Here is a 15,773-nt window from a genome sequence, read left to right on the forward strand (position 1 = left end):
CTCGGTTTTGACCGGCCTTGTCTGACGAGCCTTGTGGTCAAGCCTTTGCGGTCGAGGAAATCTTGCATGAACCAAGCAGCCAACGCCAATCTGTTTTCCCGCCTGTTCGATGGCCTCGACGATCCGAAGCGCCTCGCGATCGAGACTCACGACGGAGGACGCATCAGCTATGGCGATCTGATCGCCCGGGCCGGGCAAATGGCCAATGTGCTGGTCGCGCGCGGCGTGAAGCCCGGCGACCGCGTTGCGGTTCAGGTCGAGAAATCCGTGGCCAACATCGTGCTGTATCTGGCCACGGTGCGGGCCGGCGCGGTCTACCTGCCGCTCAACACCGCCTATACGCTGAATGAGCTCGATTACTTCATCGGCGATGCCGAGCCCTCGCTGGTGGTCTGCGGTCCCGCCAAGGCGGAGGGCCTCGCCCCCATCGCCGCCAAGGTGAAGGCGAAAGTCGAGACACTCGGGGCTGACGGCAAGGGCTCGCTGACGGACGCCGCCGACAAGGCGAGCAGCGAATTCGCCACGGTCCCGCGCTCAAACGACGATCTCGCCGCGATCCTCTACACGTCCGGCACCACCGGCCGCTCCAAGGGCGCGATGTTGACCCACGACAATCTGGCGTCGAACTCGCTCTCGCTGGTCGGCTTCTGGCGCTTCACCGACAAGGACGTGCTGATCCACGCGCTGCCGATCTACCACACCCACGGCCTGTTCGTGGCGACCAACGTGACGCTGTTCGCGCGCGCGTCGATGATCTTCCTGCCGAAGCTCGACCCTGATCTGATCATCAAGCTGATGGCGCGCGCCACGGTGCTGATGGGCGTGCCGACGTTCTATACCCGTCTGCTCCAGAACGCCGCGCTGTCGCGCGAGACCACCCAACACATGCGGCTGTTCATCTCGGGCTCGGCGCCACTGCTCGCCGAAACCCATCGCGAATGGTCGGCGCGCACGGGGCATGCCGTGCTCGAGCGCTACGGCATGACCGAGACCAACATGAACACCTCGAACCCCTATGACGGCGAGCGCGTGCCCGGCGCGGTCGGCTTTCCCCTCCCCGGCGTCTCCGTGCGCGTCACAGATCCCGAAACGGCGAAGGAATTGCCGCGCGACGAAATCGGCATGATCGAGGTCAAGGGCCCGAACGTGTTCAAGGGCTATTGGCGCATGCCGGAGAAGACCAAGGCGGAATTCCGCGACGACGGCTTCTTCATCACCGGCGACCTCGGCAAGATCGACGCCAAGGGTTACGTCCACATTCTCGGCCGCGGCAAGGATCTCGTCATCTCCGGCGGGTTCAATGTCTATCCGAAGGAAATCGAGAGCGAGATCGATGCCATGCCCGGCGTGATCGAATCTGCCGTGATCGGCGTGCCCCACGCCGATTTCGGCGAGGGCGTCACGGCGGTGCTGGTCTGCAACAAGGGCGCCGATGTGACAGAGGCTGCGGTGCTGAAGGCGCTCGACGGCCGGCTGGCGAAGTTCAAGATGCCCAAACGGGTCTTCGTGGTCGACGAGCTGCCGCGCAACACCATGGGCAAGGTGCAGAAAAACGTGCTGCGGGATATTTACAAGGATCTTTACGCGAAGAAATAGGGGCTGTTGTTCGCTGCACTCTCGTCGTCATTGCGAGGAGCCCTTGCGACGAAGCAATCCAGACTACCGCTGCGGAAAGATTCTGGATTGCTTCGCTACGCTCGCAATGACGGATTTTGCGGCGGCTACTGCCCGCCTATCAAGCTCATCACAAACCGGCTGCCGACAATAAACAGATAGCACCCGAACGCGACCTCCAGCGTCCGCTTCGACATCGCATGCGCCGCCTTCACACCGAGCGGTGCTGTTACAAGGCTCATCGGCATCACCAACACGGCGCCGATCAGGGAGACGTAGCCAAGCGCGAACGGGATTTGCAGGGCTGCAACGGCCGGGTAGCTGGCCGCCGCAGGCCAGCCAGCATAGATGTAGCCGAGCGCGCCGGGGATCGAGATCAGCACTGCGAGCGCCGACGAGGTCGCCACCGCCTGATGGATCGGGCGGCCGTAGAACGTCATCAGCAGATTCGAAAACAATCCGCCGCCGATGCCCATCAACGTCGACAAAATGCCGACGCAGAAGCCGTAGATTCGCATCAAGATGCCTTTCGGCAGATCATCGCCGAGTTTCCAGCTCTCGCGCGCGAAGATCAGCCGTACCGCGGCCGACCAGGCGACGGCGACGAACACGATCTTGAACAGCCGCTCCGGCGCGTAGCGCGCGACCACGCTGCCGGCGATGACGCCGATCAGGATCGGCAGCCACCAGACCCGAAGGATCGCAAGATCGACGGCGCCGCGCCTGTAGTGCGCCTGGAACGAACGAATCGAGGTCGGAATGATGACGGCGAGCGAAGTGCCGATGCAGAGCGGCATGCGCACCTCCAGCGGCACACCGGCGATGCGGAAGCACTCGTAGAACACCGGCACCAGAATCGCGCCGCCGCCGATGCCGAACACGCCGGCCAAAAATCCGGAGAGCGCGCCGGTTGCGATCAGCAGCAGCGTGAGCTCGAGGATCTCCTTGATATCAAGTCCTGCAATCACCCCTGACCTGCCCCGGCGATGGCTCGCAACTTCTCCGATGCATCGCCCGGACAGCTGCCCGCAATGCTCTAGGCGATCTGATTTGTCGGGTCGACCGCCGCATCGGCGGTCTGGGGTGGGATGCAGGTTGCGCATATCCGCCCGTCTCGCGAAAAATCGGTGCGCTTTGCGGAAATTGAAAATTGCTCGCCGATCATCCCTGCCGGTCCGAACGTCATGAATGACTGGTTCGAACCCTGGTTGGCCTGCGGCGGCTTAGAGCCGTTCCAATAGTAATTTCAATGCGCCGCAGCTCTCCGACAAGGAATGAATTTTTGTTCTGTCTTTAGCCGGTGCGCCATGGCCCTGGTATACCAAGCGCCCGATTGGCCTTGTTACATCAAGGGCCTAGAGCTGAACCCAGGTTCGATTTATGGCGATTTGGTGATTGCGCAGGTGAAATCGACTCCGTAAATAGAGCCGACCTTTCGCGATCCCCGCGCGCCCCATGCTGGGCCGCAATAAAGCAATCGAAGCCCATGACCGCACGGATCGAACGACCGCTTTCGCCACACATGCAAGTCTACCGCTGGACGCTGACGATGGCACTTTCCATCGTCCATCGCGCCACCGGGATTGCCCTCTACGCCGGAACGCTGCTGCTGGCCTGGTGGCTGATTGCGACGGCCTCCGGCCCGGCCGCCTATAGCCACGTCCAGGCCTTCACCGGCAGCATCATCGGCCGGCTGATCGTGTTCGGATTCACCTGGGCGCTGATGCACCACATGCTCAGCGGCATCCGGCATTTCGTCTGGGACCTGGGCTACGGCTTCAAGGCCAATGAGCGCGAAGCGTTGACCTGGGGCGCGTTGATCGGCGGCATCGTGCTCACGGTCCTGGTCTGGATCATCGCCTACGCGATCGGAGGCGGCCGATGAGTTTCGACGAATCCCACGGCGCTCCGAAGGGCTCCTCCATGCGCACCCCGCTCGGCCGCGTGCGCAATCTCGGCGCGGCGCATTCGGGCACCTCCGATTTCTGGCGCCAGCGCATCACCGGCGTCGCCATGACGCTGCTGATGATCCCCGTGATCGTGATCGTGATGATGCTGCTCGGCCGCAACCAGGCCGGCGCCGCACAGATTCTCGGCTCGCTGCCGATCGCGGTGATCCTGCTGCTCTTCATCTTCGCCAGCGCCTGGCACATGAAGATCGGCATGCAGGTCGTGATCGAGGACTACATCCATAACGAGAAGCTGAAGCTCATCTCGATCATGCTCAACAACTTCTTCTCGTTCGCCGTGGCGCTCGCCTCGACCTACGCGATCCTGAAACTTTCCTCCGGAGTCTAACCCATGGCCACAGAGACCAATGGCAAGGGCAACGGCGCTCCCGCCACCAACGGCAAAGCCTATCCGATCGAAGACCACACCTATGATGTGGTCGTGGTCGGCGCCGGCGGCGCGGGCTTGCGCGCCGTGGTCGGCTGCAGCGAAGCCGGCCTCCGCACCGCCTGCATCACCAAAGTGTTTCCGACCCGCTCGCACACCGTCGCGGCGCAGGGCGGCATCTCGGCGTCCCTCGGTAACATGCACAAGGACGACTGGCGCTGGCACATGTACGACACCGTGAAGGGGTCGGACTGGCTGGGCGACCAGGACGCGATCGAATACATGGTGCGCAACGCGCCCGAGGCGGTCTACGAGCTCGAGCATTGGGGCGTGCCGTTCTCACGCACCGAGGACGGCAAGATCTACCAGCGCCCGTTCGGCGGCATGACGCTGGACTACGGCAAGGGCCAGGCGCAGCGCACCTGCGCCGCCGCCGACCGCACCGGCCACGCCATGCTGCACACGATGTACGGCCAGTCGCTGCGCCACGCGGCCGAGTTTTTCATCGAGTTCTTTGCCATCGACCTGATCATGGACGACCAGGGCACCTGCCGAGGCGTCATCGCGCTCAAGCTCGACGACGGCACGCTGCACCGCTTCCGCGCCCAGTCCGTGATTCTGGCGACCGGCGGCTATGGCCGCGCCTATGCATCCTGCACCTCGGCGCACACCTGCACCGGCGATGGCGGCGGCATGGTGCTGCGCGCCGGCCTGCCGATGCAGGACATGGAGTTCGTGCAGTTCCACCCGACCGGCATCTACGGCTCGGGCTGTCTCGTCACCGAAGGCGCGCGTGGCGAAGGCGGCTATCTCGTCAACTCCGAGGGCGAGCGCTTCATGGAGCGCTATGCGCCCTCCGCCAAGGATCTGGCCTCGCGTGACGTCGTCTCGCGCGCGATGACCATCGAGATTCGCGAAGGCCGCGGCGTCGGCAAGAAGAAGGACCACATCTTCCTTCATCTCGACCATCTCGATCCCGCGGTGCTGGCCGAGCGCCTGCCGGGCATCTCGGAATCCGCAAAGATCTTCGCCAATGTCGACGTGACGCGCGAACCGATCCCGATCGTCCCAACCGTGCACTACAACATGGGCGGCATCCCGACGAACTATCACGGCGAAGTCCTGACCAAGAAGGACGGCGACGACAACGCCATCATCCCCGGCCTGATGGCGATCGGCGAGGCCGCCTGTGTGTCCGTGCACGGCGCCAACCGCCTCGGCTCCAACTCGCTGATCGACCTTGTCGTGTTCGGCCGCGCCGCGGCGCTGCGCCTCGCCGAGAAGCTCACGCCGAACGCCAGCCAGCCGGAGCTGCCGGCGAATTCGTCCGACCTGGCGCTCGGCCGGCTCGATCATTATCGCTATGCCTCCGGCGGCACGCCGACCGCGAAGCTGCGCGAAGGCATGCAGCACGTGATGCAGAACAATTGCGCGGTGTTCCGCACCGGCGACATCCTGAGCGAAGGCCAGAACCTGATCGAGAAGGTCCATAGCGGCATCACCGACATCGCCGTGTCCGACCGCTCGCTGGTGTGGAATTCCGACCTGATCGAGACGCTCGAATTCGACAATCTGATCGCGCAGGCGGTGGTGACGATGAACTCGGCCGCCAACCGCACCGAGAGCCGCGGCGCGCATGCCCGCGAGGACTTCTCCGAGCGCGACGACAAGAACTGGATGAAGCACACGCTGGCCTGGCTGGAAGATTCCGGCAAGGTCAAGATCGAGTACCGCCCGGTTCACGACTACACCATGACCAACGACGTCCAGTACATCCCGCCCAAGGCTCGCGTTTACTAAACGGCGCGCATGTACTGAGCGAACAGCGAAAGCTTTATCGAAATGGTTGAATTCGCACTTCCGAAGAACTCCAAGATCAGCGGCGGCAAGACGTGGCCGAAGCCCGCGGGCGCGACCGAGGTCCGTGAATTCCGCGTCTATCGCTGGAATCCGGACGACGGCAAGAATCCGAGCGTCGACACCTATTACGTCGACACCCATGATTGCGGGCCGATGGTGCTGGACGGCCTGATCTGGATCAAGAACAACATCGACCCGTCGCTGACCTTCCGCCGCTCGTGCCGCGAAGGCGTCTGCGGCTCCTGCGCGATGAACATCGACGGCCAGAACACGCTGGCCTGCACCCGCTCGATGCACGACGTGAAGGACGGCGCGGTGAAGATCAATCCGCTTCCGCACCAGCCTGTCGTGAAGGACCTCATCCCCGACCTCACGAATTTCTATGCGCAGTACGCTTCGGTCGAGCCGTGGCTGAAGACGACCTCGCCGACGCCGCAGAAGGAATGGAAGCAGAGCCACGAGGACCGCGAGAAGCTCGACGGCCTCTACGAGTGCATCCTCTGCGCCTGCTGCTCGACCTCGTGCCCGAGCTATTGGTGGAACAGCGAGCGCTATCTCGGTCCCGCCGCGCTGCTCCAGGCCAACCGCTGGGTGTCGGATTCGCGGGATGAAGCGACCGGCGAGCGGCTCGACAATCTCGAGGACCCGTTCCGCCTCTATCGCTGCCACACCATCATGAACTGCGCCAAGGCCTGCCCGAAGGGCCTCAACCCGGCGGAGGCCATCGCGGAGCTCAAGCTCAAGATGGTCGAGCGCCAGATCTAGGCGTCATTCATGCTGCGATCCCCGGCCGGAACGGCCGGGGCATTCTACGGCGGGCGCGTCTTCCAGTAGATTTCGCCTCCGCCCCTGCGCGGGCAAGCCGACGAGTTGCAACCTCTGGTTCCAGCTACAAGCCGCTTCCTTCCCGGCGCGAAATTCAAGTAAGCTCTCCGGCGTGGGACCGGAGCGACCGTGCAGGGCGCACAACGCAATTCGCTGAGATTGCTGCAGTGGATGATGGCTGCGTCCCTGGCGCTGCCGATTGCGCTGTTCGCGATCGCCGCCTCGATCTCCTACACCTCGACCAAAGAGATCGCCGACCGCGAGATCGAGCGCACCCTCGATGTCGCGCACGAGCACGCGCTCAAGGTGTTCGAGACCATCGACCGCAGCCTCGCCGAGATCAACGAGGTGGTGCGCGACATGCCCGACGACATCATCCGCTCGCGCGAACCGGCCCTGCACCGCCGCCTGAAGCAACTGACCGATTCGCTGCCGCAGCTCAAATCGGCATGGATCTTCGATGCGGACGGAAAGTCGCTGGTCAACAGCCTGGCCTCGCCGCCGCCGGCGCAGAGCTTTGCGGACCGTGACTACTTTGCCGCCCATGTCGACCAGACCATCGGCAGCTACATTGGCGTTCCCCTGACGCCGCGTCAGCCCTATCAGGGCGCGCGCTTCTTCGGGGTCAGCCGCCGCCGCAGCTCCGACGACGGCAGCTTCATCGGCGTGATCCAGGCCTCCGTCCTGCCGGAATATTTCGAGAGCTTTTATGCCAGGATCGGCTCCGATCCCGGCAGCTTCCTCGCCATGGCACGTACCGACGGCGTGGTGCTGGCGCATCTTCCGCGGCTGGACCGCGACCTCAGGCTCGATCCTAACGGGCCGGTTGGCCGGAGCATCGCAGCTCACCCCGAGCATGGCCTCATCACCATCGCCTGGCCATCGGACGAGGTCGAGCGGCGCATCGGCTACCGACGCATCGCCGAATACCCGATCTATGTCAGCGCGGGGCTGGAGACCTCGGCAATCCGCGCGCGCTGGTTCGCCACCATGGGCCAGCATCTGGTGTTCGGTATTCCCGCCACCGCGCTGCTGTTTCTGCTGCTGGCGTTCGCGTTCCGGCGCACCCAGCATCTTCAGGCCGAGGCAGCCGCGCGGCGCGAAGCCGAGGAGGCGCTCAAGCACAGCCAGCGCCTGGAGGCGCTCGGCCAGCTCACCGGCGGCGTCGCGCACGACTTCAACAACCTCCTGACCGTGATTCGCGCCTCCGTCGACCTGCTGAACCGGCCGCAGCTGAGCGAGGAGCGGCGCCAGCGCTACATCACCGCCATCGCGGACGCGGTCGGGCGCGCGGCCAAGCTGACCTCGCAGCTGCTCGCCTTTGCGCGGCGCCAGACCTTGAAGCCGGAAGTGTTCGACGTCGGCGCGCGGCTGCAGTCGCTGCACGACATGCTCGCGACGCTGCTCGGACCCGCGATCGAAATTGCGATGCGGCTGCCGGCCGAGCCCTGTCTCGTCAATGCCGATGCGAGCCAGTTCGAGACGGCGTTGATCAACATGGCGACCAATGCGCGCGATGCCATGCACGGCAAGGGCAGGATCGTTTTCGAGGTCGAGGCCGCGGCGACGATTGCGGACACGCGGGCTCCCGTCTCGGCCAACCCTGAGCTTTCAGGCAACCATGAGCTTTCCGGCAAACATGACCTTGCTGACAAACATGGCTTCGTCGGCATTGCCGTCAGCGACACCGGCATCGGCATTCCGGCTGCGAGGCTCGAGCGCATCTTCGAGCCGTTCTTCACCACCAAGCAGGTCGGCCACGGCACCGGTCTCGGCCTGTCGCAGGTGTTCGGCTTCGCCCGGCAGTCCGGCGGCGAGGTGACAGTCACCAGCGAAGTGGGCCACGGCAGCACCTTCTCGCTCTATCTGCCGCGCGTGGCGCCGCACCTGCTGCCGCAGCGGCAGGCACCGAACACGGCCCCGGCTGTGGCCGGTAGCGGCATGTCGGTGCTGCTGGTCGAGGACAATATCGAGCTCGCCAATTTCGCGGCCGACGGCCTCACCGAGCTCGGCTACAGCATCACGCTGATCGACAATGCAACTGATGCGCTCGCCGAGCTGGTCATGGATTCCGATCGCTTCGATGTCGTTTTCTCCGACATCGTGATGCCCGGCATGACCGGGCTCGATCTCGCGCAGGCAGTCCGCGAGCGCGGCATCGGCGTGCCGGTCGTGCTGACCACCGGCTACAGCGAGGCGCTGTCCCAGGACGGCAAGGTCGATTTCGAGCTCGTGCAGAAGCCCTATGCGATCGATCAGCTATCGCGCGTGCTGCACCGGCTCGCGCGACGCCGGGTGCGCGACGGCGCCGCCGAATGATCCGACACTCGGAACCGAGTGGAACCTTTTGATTTAGCTTGCGTTATCCGGCCATGCAAAAGCCGGCCAGAAAGCGCGAATCGGGCAAGAAGCCGCCCATCGTCGAAATCGTCGGCGAGACCGGCGAGGAAGAGGCTCCGCCGCCGCCCGAGTTGGTCGAGCCCGACCCGGAGCAATCGCCCGAAGAGGCCGAGCAGGCCCGCAAGGACTACCTCCTCACCCGCTTCTGGATCAGCGCGCGCGGCTTCTGGGGCCGCAACGGCGACCGGCTGGCGTGGCCGTTCTCGATCGGCCTCGGCGTGCTGATCGTCCTGACCGTCGGCTTCCAATACGGCATCAACGTCTGGAATCGGGCGATCTTCGACGCGATCGAAAAACGCGAGGCGTCCACCGTCTTCCATCTCACCGCGGTGTTCTTCCCGCTCGCGATCGGCAGCATCGTGCTCGGCGTGGCGCAAGTGTTCGCGCGCATGGGCATCCAGCGGCGCTGGCGGGCGTGGCTGACGGCCAGCGTGCTGACGCGCTGGCTCGGCAACGGCCGCTATTACCAGCTCAATCTCGTCAGCGGCGACCACAAGAATCCGGAATACCGGATCGCGGAGGATCTGCGCGTCGCGACCGATTCGCCGGTGGATTTCCTCGCCGGCGTGACGTCCGCGCTGCTGTCGGCCGCGACCTTCATCGTCGTGCTCTGGACCATCGGCGGCGCGCTCACCGTCACGCTTGCGGGATCGTCGGTGACCATTCCCGGCTTCCTGGTGATCGCCGCGATGCTTTATGCGGGAATCGCATCGGGCTCGATCCTGGTGATCGGCCGCCAATTCGTGCAGGTCTCCGAGGACAAGAACCAGGCCGAGGCCGATTTCCGCTACACGCTGACGCGCGTGCGCGAGAATGGCGAGAGCATCGCGCTGCTCGGCGGCGAGGAGGAAGAGCGCGACGGCATCGACCGCAACTTCACGAATGTACTGCGGCAATGGGCGCGACTGGCGGGCCAGCACATGCGCACCACGCTGGTGTCGCAGGGATCGAGTCTTGTTGCTCCCGTGGTCCCTCTCCTGCTCTGCGCGCCAAAATTCCTCGACGGCAGCATGACGTTGGGGCAGGTGATGCAGGCGGCTTCCGCCTTCACCATCGTGCAGAGCGCGTTCGGCTGGCTGGTCGACAATTATCCGCGGCTCGCCGACTGGAATGCCTGCGCTCGCCGCATCGCCTCGCTGATGATGTCGCTCGACGGCCTCGAGCGCGCCGAGCAGGGCGACGGAATCGGTCGCATCAAGCGTGGGGAGACCAGCAACGACGCCATGCTGGAGCTGAACGACCTCTCCGTCACGCTTGATGACGGTACCGCCGTGGTCGGCGAGACCGAGGTGGTGATCGAGGCTGGCGAGCGGCTCCTGGTGGCCGGCGAATCCGGCACCGGCAAGAGCACGCTGGTGCGCGCCATCGCCGGGCTCTGGCCATGGGGTGGCGGCAGCGTCAATTTCCATCCCGACCGGCGGCTGTTCATGCTGCCGCAGCGACCCTACGTGCCATCAGGCTCCTTGCGCCGCGCGGTCGCCTATCCCGGCGCGGAAGATGACTGGACCGTCGAGGAGATCGGCGAGGCCTTGCACAAGGTCGGTCTCGACCATCTCAAGGACAAGATCGAGGAAGAAGCACCGTGGGACCAGACGCTGTCTGGCGGCGAGAAGCAGCGTCTCGCTTTTGCGCGGCTGTTGCTGCACAGCCCTGATATCGTCGTGCTCGACGAGGCCACCTCGGCGCTCGACGAGAAGAGCCAGGACAAGATGATGAAGATGGTCACCGACGAGCTGCCGAAGGCCACCATCGTCAGCGTCGCGCATCGTGTCGAGCTGGAGGCCTTTCACAGCCGCAAGATCGTGCTGGAGCGCCGCAAGGGCGGTGCAAAACTCGTCAGCGATATCGACCTGATCCCGCGCAAGGGCAAGCGCAAGCTGCTCGGGCGATTCCTGGGCCAGCGCAAGGCGCCGAAAAAGGCGGCGTGAGGCTAGCAGCTGTAGCCCGGATGGAGCGCAGCGCAATCCGGGACAGTCCATCGAGAGGCGAAACCCGGATTGCGCTGCGCTCCATCCGGGCTACCGACCCCTCGTGAACGATTGGAGTCCCCGGCAAAACCGGCTATGCATGCGCCGCTTGCAACGAGGACTTTGACTTGGCGACCGACAATGCCCCTTCGTCCGCGCCGTTCGGCGCGTTTGCGCCGAATGCGGCGCAGGCCGCGATCATTCGCCTCGCGACACAGTCGCGGCTGAAGCGCGGAGCGTTCCGGCCGTGGCTTTCGCGATTGGTGAACCTGCTGCGCAGTGGTCCCGTCGACGTGCAATACCAGGGCGCATCGTTCCGCTTCTATCACCAGGGCAGCGCGACCGAGCGCGGCGCGCTGTTCAATCCCGATTACAATCTCGACGAGCTCGACTTCCTGCGCCAGCACACCCCGGACGGCGGCGTGTTCGTCGATGTCGGTGCCAATGTCGGCACCTTTGCGCTGGTGATGGCGCGACAGGTCGGGCCATCAGGCAAAGTGGTCGCCATCGAGCCGCATCCGATGACGTTTGGACGGCTCTCGTTCAACCGGGCCGCGTCGAAAGCGACGCAGGTGCGCCTGGTGCAGGCGGCCGCCGGCGACAACGACGGCGAGCTGATGATCGAGAGCGGCGGCGGCAATCTCGGCGCCACGCATGTCGTCACCGGCACGGCCAGCGCGGAGGCGATCAAAGTACCCTCGCTGCGGTTGACGCGCATTCTCGACGAGGCCGGCATCACGCGAGTCGATTCACTCAAGATCGACGTCGAGGGCTTCGAGGATCGCGTGCTGATCGGCTTCTTCCGCGACGCGCCGCAATCGCAATGGCCCCGCGCGGTGGTGATCGAGCATCTGTCACAAAAGGATTGGCGGGAAGATTGTATCGCTGACATGGTCGCGCGCGGCTTTGTGGTTGCGCGCAAGACGCGGAGCAATACGTTCCTGTCGCGCTGACGACGAACGACAGAGGTAGCGATGATCGACCATATGGGCTTCCCGGTCTCCGACTATGAGCGCGCCAAGGCGTTCTACGCCAAGGCATTGGCGCCGCTCGGCTACAGCCTGATCATGGAGGTCACGCAGGAGCAGACCGGACACGATCCGGCCGCCGGCTTCGGCGCCGACGGCAAGCCGGATTTTTGGATCGGCGGCGAGGGCGCGCTGAACAAGCCGGTGCATGTCGCGATCCTGGCAAAGGACCGCGCTGTGGTGGATGCATTCTACAAGGCGGCGATTGCGGCGGGCGGGCGCGACAACGGGCCGCCCGGGATCCGGGCGCATTATCATCCAACCTATTACGGCGCCTTCGTGCTCGATCCCGACGGACACAACATCGAGGCGGTTTGCCACGCGCCGGAATAGATAAAGTTCCTTCTTGCGGCCGGAACCTCGTTCCGCGCCCGCCGTTGTCGTCCCTTGCAAGAAGGAGCACGACATGGCCAACGACAATGCTCGCGACGTCGATCGCGATTTGGATCGCGTGTGGGATCTGATGAAGTCGATCGGATTCGCGATGCTGGTGACGCGCGATGGCGACAAGCTCCGCGCGCGGCCGATGAGCGCCTATCTCGATCGCAACGCGGACACGATCTATTTCCTCACCGACGCGCGGCGTCACAAGGACGATGAGATCGCGCGCAATCCGTCCATCAACCTGTCGTTCGCGGATGCGGGCAGCCAAAAATACGTGTCGCTGACGGGCACTGCCGTGGTCTCCAATGACCGTGCGAAGATCAAGGAGCTGTTCGCGACGCCGGCCAAGGCGTGGTGGGACTCTGCGGAAGATCCCAACATTCGCGTGCTCAAGGTCACGCCTGACGATGCCGAGTTCTGGGATTCGCCCGGCACGGTGATCTCCTATGTGAAGATGGCGGCCGCGGCGGTGACGAACACGCGGCCCGATCTCGGCGACAACCGCAAGGTCTCGATGTAATGCCGATCGAGCCGCCCGAGATTCCGCCGTCGACGCCGGGCACGCCCACCGAGCCGCCGCCGGGGATTCCGCCGGGCAATCCGCAGCCTGAAATCGCGCCGCCGGTGCGCGAGCCCGGCGCGCCGACGCCACCCGACGAACTGCCGGGCCGCATGCCTGAAGAGATTCCATCGCGCGGGCCGAACGGACCGCTCACGCCGAATCCTGCGACGGATGCAAGTCCGCCGCGGGATCGCGCATGAGGCGACGCATCACATCGGAGGCAATTGCAACCTGCGTCTGAATGCGCAATGAACGTCACTATAGTGAGGTGATTTGCGTGCAGAAATAAATCGCGCCGCGTCGGCTTCGTCCGCCACAATCCGGCCTAACGCGTAGCTGTTCATCCCAACACTTCGTCAAAGAACCTTCCGGGGAAGTTCACCATCATGACTAATCTTCGTTTCGTGCTGCTTGCCACCACGGCTCTGACCGCGATGCAGTTCGCAAGCTCCGCATCACATGCGCAAGGCGCGCCGCCGCTCGTGATCGCGCAGGCGCAGCCACAAGAGACCGGCCCTGACGGAAAACCGAAGGAGCCGCCGAAGGGAGCGCCCGCGCGCCCGGCTACACCGCCGCCTGCGGCGCCCGCGCGCCCGACCGCACCGCCGCCCGCAGCTGCACCGCCCCATCCGCCCGCGCCGCCTCCGCCGGCGGCCGCTCCGCAGCGCCCAGCAGCACCGCCGCCGCCTCCGCCGCCACCTGCGGCTCGTCCGGCACCGCCGCCGCCCCCACCGCCGCCTGCCGCCCCGAAGCCGCCTGCGCCGCCCCCGGCTGCGGCTCCGCAACAGCATGCGCCGCCTCCTGCACCGCCCGCGGCACGCCCGGCTCCCACGCCTCCAGCGCCGCCGCCCGCCGCGGCTCCGCAGCAGCACGCACCCACGCCTCCGCCGCCTGCGGCTCACCCGACACCACCGCCGCCACCGGCAGCAACTCCTCAAGGCCATCCCGCGCCGGCGCCCACGGGGACACCGTCGCCTGCGCCCGCGCCGACGGTGCGACCGGGCGCGCCCGCTCCGGCCGCCACACCTACACCGACAAGTACACCTTCACCGACCGCGACTCCTGCGCCGACCGCGACGCCGGCTCCGGGCAGTACGCCGCCGACTGGCCGTCCCGGTGCGCCGACCCCCGGCGGACGTGCGCCCTCGGCGGCGGGATCACCGACACCGGCTCCAGGCGCCACGCCCGCTCCAACGACGACACCGGCGCCAGGGGCCACCCCGACGCCGTCCGGCCGTCCGGGTCCCGCGCCGAGCGCAACGCCGGCACCGGGCGCAACGCCCGCGCCCGGCGCAACCCCTGCCCCGACAACGACGCCGGCCCCCGGTGGCGCCGTGACATCGCCCCCGGGACGCCAGGGTGGTGCACCCGCTGCTGGCGCGCCCGCTGCCGGAGCTCCGCCGACCCAGCCGCAGACAGCTGCCCCGCCCCGGCCGCCGGCTCCCCCCGCCGGCGCCGCAGCACCGAGCACCGTCCCGGGCTCGGCGGCTGCGACCCCGCCGCCCAACAGGGCGCAATACGCGACGCCCACGGTTGCGCCGGCCTTCCGCGCCGCGCCCACGACGACCACGCCCCTGCCGCCACCGCCGCGTCCGCCGCAGCGTGACCTGACACCGCTCGCGATCGGTGCAGGTGTCGTTGCCGGTGCCGTGATCGGCGCCACCATCGCCGACTACCGCAACCAGCGCCGCGAAAGCATCGAAGGCGGCCGCACCGTCTACACCGAGCCGGACCGCATCATCATCCGCGATCCGGGTGGGCAGACATACGTCCGCGGCAACGATCTCTATCGCTTCCGCTATGGCGCCCGCGACATCCGCACCGAGACTGTCGGCGCCGATACCCGCACCGTGGTGATCCGTCCCGACGGCAGCGAGATCGTTACTGTTGTCGGTCCGGACGGTCGGCTGCTGCGGCGAATCCGCAGGGACCCGGCCGGGCGCGAGCTCGTCATCATCGATAACAGCTACCGCGATCCGCAGTCGGTCGGCGGTTTCTATGTCGACGCTCCGCCGCCCGTCGTGAACATTCCCTACGATCGCTATATCGTCGATGCCGAGGAGGCGTCGCCGGACGTGATCTATCAGACGATGGTGGCGCCGCCGGTGCAGCGGATCAACCGTCGCTACACACTCGACGAGATCCGCTACAGCCCCAATGTTCGCATGCAGATGCCGAGCATCGACCTCAACACGATCAACTTCGAGACGGGATCGTGGACCATCCCACCAGACCAGGCGGCGAAGCTGCAGTCGATCGCCGACGGTCTTAACCGTGCGATCCAGGCCAACCCGCGCGTGGTGTTCTTGATCGAAGGTCACACCGACGCGGTCGGCAACGACGTCGACAATTTGTCATTGTCGGATCGTCGTGCGCAGGCCGCGGCCGAATTGCTGACCCAGCAATTCGGTGTGCCGTCCGAGAACCTGACGTCGCAGGGCTATGGCGAGCAGTACCTGAAGGAGCAGACGCAAGGACCGAGCGCGATCAACCGCCGCGTCACCGTCCGCAACATCACGCCGTTGCTCAACGGCGGCCAGGCTTCGCTGCCGCCGCCCCCGCCCGGCACTGCGCCGCCGCGGTAACGGCACGCACAAACGCAAATGGCCGGGAGCAATCCCGGCCATTTTTGTTTTGCTTGTAGGGTGGGTTAGCCGAAGGCGTAACCCGCCACTGTTCGTATCCGCAGAGACAGAAGAGGTGGGTTACGCTGCGCTAACCCACCCTTGTAATAGCGCGATCAGTTATTCTCGACCTGTTCCGTGAGGAATGGCCTGCCGCGGTTTGCACCCCGCG

Annotated in this window: 13 protein-coding genes; 12 read left to right on the forward strand and 1 reads right to left on the reverse strand. The window is 65.6% G+C overall.

All coding sequences use genetic code 11. The features are described from left to right. Nucleotides 1-66 precede the first annotated feature (66 nt). Nucleotides 67-1,596, forward strand: coding sequence for a malonate--CoA ligase (locus AC0L30_RS34585; protein WP_473406238.1), 1,530 nt, complete (start codon nucleotides 67-69; stop codon nucleotides 1,594-1,596). Nucleotides 1,597-1,721: 125 nt separating this feature from the next. Here the strand turns inward: AC0L30_RS34585 and AC0L30_RS34590 are convergent, their stop codons facing one another. Beyond that, on the reverse strand, nucleotides 1,722-2,582 hold the full coding sequence (locus AC0L30_RS34590) for a sulfite exporter TauE/SafE family protein (RefSeq protein ID WP_473406239.1): 861 nt from the start codon (nucleotides 2,580-2,582) through the stop codon (nucleotides 1,722-1,724). Between the two features lie 518 nt (nucleotides 2,583-3,100). Between AC0L30_RS34590 and sdhC the strand changes: the two genes are divergently transcribed. From sdhC to AC0L30_RS34645, 11 genes are all read left to right on the forward strand, one after another. Continuing rightward, the gene (gene sdhC / locus AC0L30_RS34595; protein WP_007598778.1) at nucleotides 3,101-3,499 is read left to right on the forward strand and encodes a succinate dehydrogenase, cytochrome b556 subunit; all 399 of its coding nucleotides are present in this window, start codon (nucleotides 3,101-3,103) and stop codon (nucleotides 3,497-3,499) included. After that, nucleotides 3,496-3,912 carry a succinate dehydrogenase, hydrophobic membrane anchor protein gene (sdhD, locus tag AC0L30_RS34600; protein WP_007598776.1) on the forward strand — a complete coding sequence of 139 codons (417 nt, stop codon included), beginning with the start codon at nucleotides 3,496-3,498 and terminating at the stop codon, nucleotides 3,910-3,912. The genes sdhC and sdhD overlap by 4 nt, the downstream gene beginning before the upstream one ends. Nucleotides 3,913-3,915: 3 nt before the next feature. Next, entirely contained in the window at nucleotides 3,916-5,751 is a 1,836-nt protein-coding gene (gene sdhA, locus AC0L30_RS34605; protein WP_007598775.1) for a succinate dehydrogenase flavoprotein subunit, read from the forward strand. A 42-nt stretch (nucleotides 5,752-5,793) separates the two neighbouring features. Beyond that, complete coding sequence (locus AC0L30_RS34610) at nucleotides 5,794-6,576, forward strand: succinate dehydrogenase iron-sulfur subunit (protein WP_007598774.1); 783 nt, start codon at nucleotides 5,794-5,796, stop codon at nucleotides 6,574-6,576. 189 nt (nucleotides 6,577-6,765) lie between these two features. Next, nucleotides 6,766-8,955, forward strand: a complete 2,190-nt coding sequence (locus tag AC0L30_RS34615) for an ATP-binding protein (protein ID WP_473406240.1) — start codon at nucleotides 6,766-6,768, stop codon at nucleotides 8,953-8,955. 53 nt (nucleotides 8,956-9,008) lie between these two features. Continuing rightward, nucleotides 9,009-10,964, forward strand: coding sequence for an ABC transporter ATP-binding protein/permease (locus tag AC0L30_RS34620; protein ID WP_473406241.1), 1,956 nt, complete (start codon nucleotides 9,009-9,011; stop codon nucleotides 10,962-10,964). A 167-nt stretch (nucleotides 10,965-11,131) separates the two neighbouring features. After that, the gene (locus tag AC0L30_RS34625) at nucleotides 11,132-11,956 is read left to right on the forward strand and encodes an FkbM family methyltransferase (protein ID WP_473406242.1); all 825 of its coding nucleotides are present in this window, start codon (nucleotides 11,132-11,134) and stop codon (nucleotides 11,954-11,956) included. Nucleotides 11,957-11,977: 21 nt separating this feature from the next. Beyond that, nucleotides 11,978-12,364 carry a VOC family protein gene (locus tag AC0L30_RS34630; protein ID WP_354201539.1) on the forward strand — a complete coding sequence of 129 codons (387 nt, stop codon included), beginning with the start codon at nucleotides 11,978-11,980 and terminating at the stop codon, nucleotides 12,362-12,364. Between the two features lie 73 nt (nucleotides 12,365-12,437). Further along, entirely contained in the window at nucleotides 12,438-12,935 is a 498-nt protein-coding gene (locus AC0L30_RS34635; RefSeq protein WP_007598769.1) for a pyridoxamine 5'-phosphate oxidase family protein, read from the forward strand. Next, nucleotides 12,935-13,177, forward strand: coding sequence for a hypothetical protein (locus AC0L30_RS34640; protein ID WP_007598768.1), 243 nt, complete (start codon nucleotides 12,935-12,937; stop codon nucleotides 13,175-13,177). The genes AC0L30_RS34635 and AC0L30_RS34640 overlap by 1 nt, the downstream gene beginning before the upstream one ends. Nucleotides 13,178-13,363: 186 nt before the next feature. Further along, the gene (locus AC0L30_RS34645; RefSeq protein WP_473406243.1) at nucleotides 13,364-15,562 is read left to right on the forward strand and encodes an OmpA family protein; all 2,199 of its coding nucleotides are present in this window, start codon (nucleotides 13,364-13,366) and stop codon (nucleotides 15,560-15,562) included. Nucleotides 15,563-15,773: the final 211 nt, after the last annotated feature.

It is taken from the genome of Bradyrhizobium sp. MI1.11, from assembly GCF_055811255.1.

What these genes read in the sequence shown, in the direction of transcription:
- AC0L30_RS34645 (WP_473406243.1), top strand. Translation starts at nt 13,364, where the DNA reads ATGACTAATCTTCGTTTCGTGCTGCTTGCCACCACGGCTCTGACCGCG.
- AC0L30_RS34620 (WP_473406241.1), top strand. Translation starts at nt 9,009, where the DNA reads ATGCAAAAGCCGGCCAGAAAGCGCGAATCGGGCAAGAAGCCGCCCATC.
- AC0L30_RS34635 (WP_007598769.1), top strand. Translation starts at nt 12,438, where the DNA reads ATGGCCAACGACAATGCTCGCGACGTCGATCGCGATTTGGATCGCGTG.
- AC0L30_RS34610 (WP_007598774.1), top strand. Translation starts at nt 5,794, where the DNA reads ATGGTTGAATTCGCACTTCCGAAGAACTCCAAGATCAGCGGCGGCAAG.
- AC0L30_RS34585 (WP_473406238.1), top strand. Translation starts at nt 67, where the DNA reads ATGAACCAAGCAGCCAACGCCAATCTGTTTTCCCGCCTGTTCGATGGC.
- sdhD (WP_007598776.1), top strand. Translation starts at nt 3,496, where the DNA reads ATGAGTTTCGACGAATCCCACGGCGCTCCGAAGGGCTCCTCCATGCGC.
- sdhC (WP_007598778.1), top strand. Translation starts at nt 3,101, where the DNA reads ATGACCGCACGGATCGAACGACCGCTTTCGCCACACATGCAAGTCTAC.
- sdhA (WP_007598775.1), top strand. Translation starts at nt 3,916, where the DNA reads ATGGCCACAGAGACCAATGGCAAGGGCAACGGCGCTCCCGCCACCAAC.
- AC0L30_RS34630 (WP_354201539.1), top strand. Translation starts at nt 11,978, where the DNA reads ATGATCGACCATATGGGCTTCCCGGTCTCCGACTATGAGCGCGCCAAG.
- AC0L30_RS34640 (WP_007598768.1), top strand. Translation starts at nt 12,935, where the DNA reads ATGCCGATCGAGCCGCCCGAGATTCCGCCGTCGACGCCGGGCACGCCC.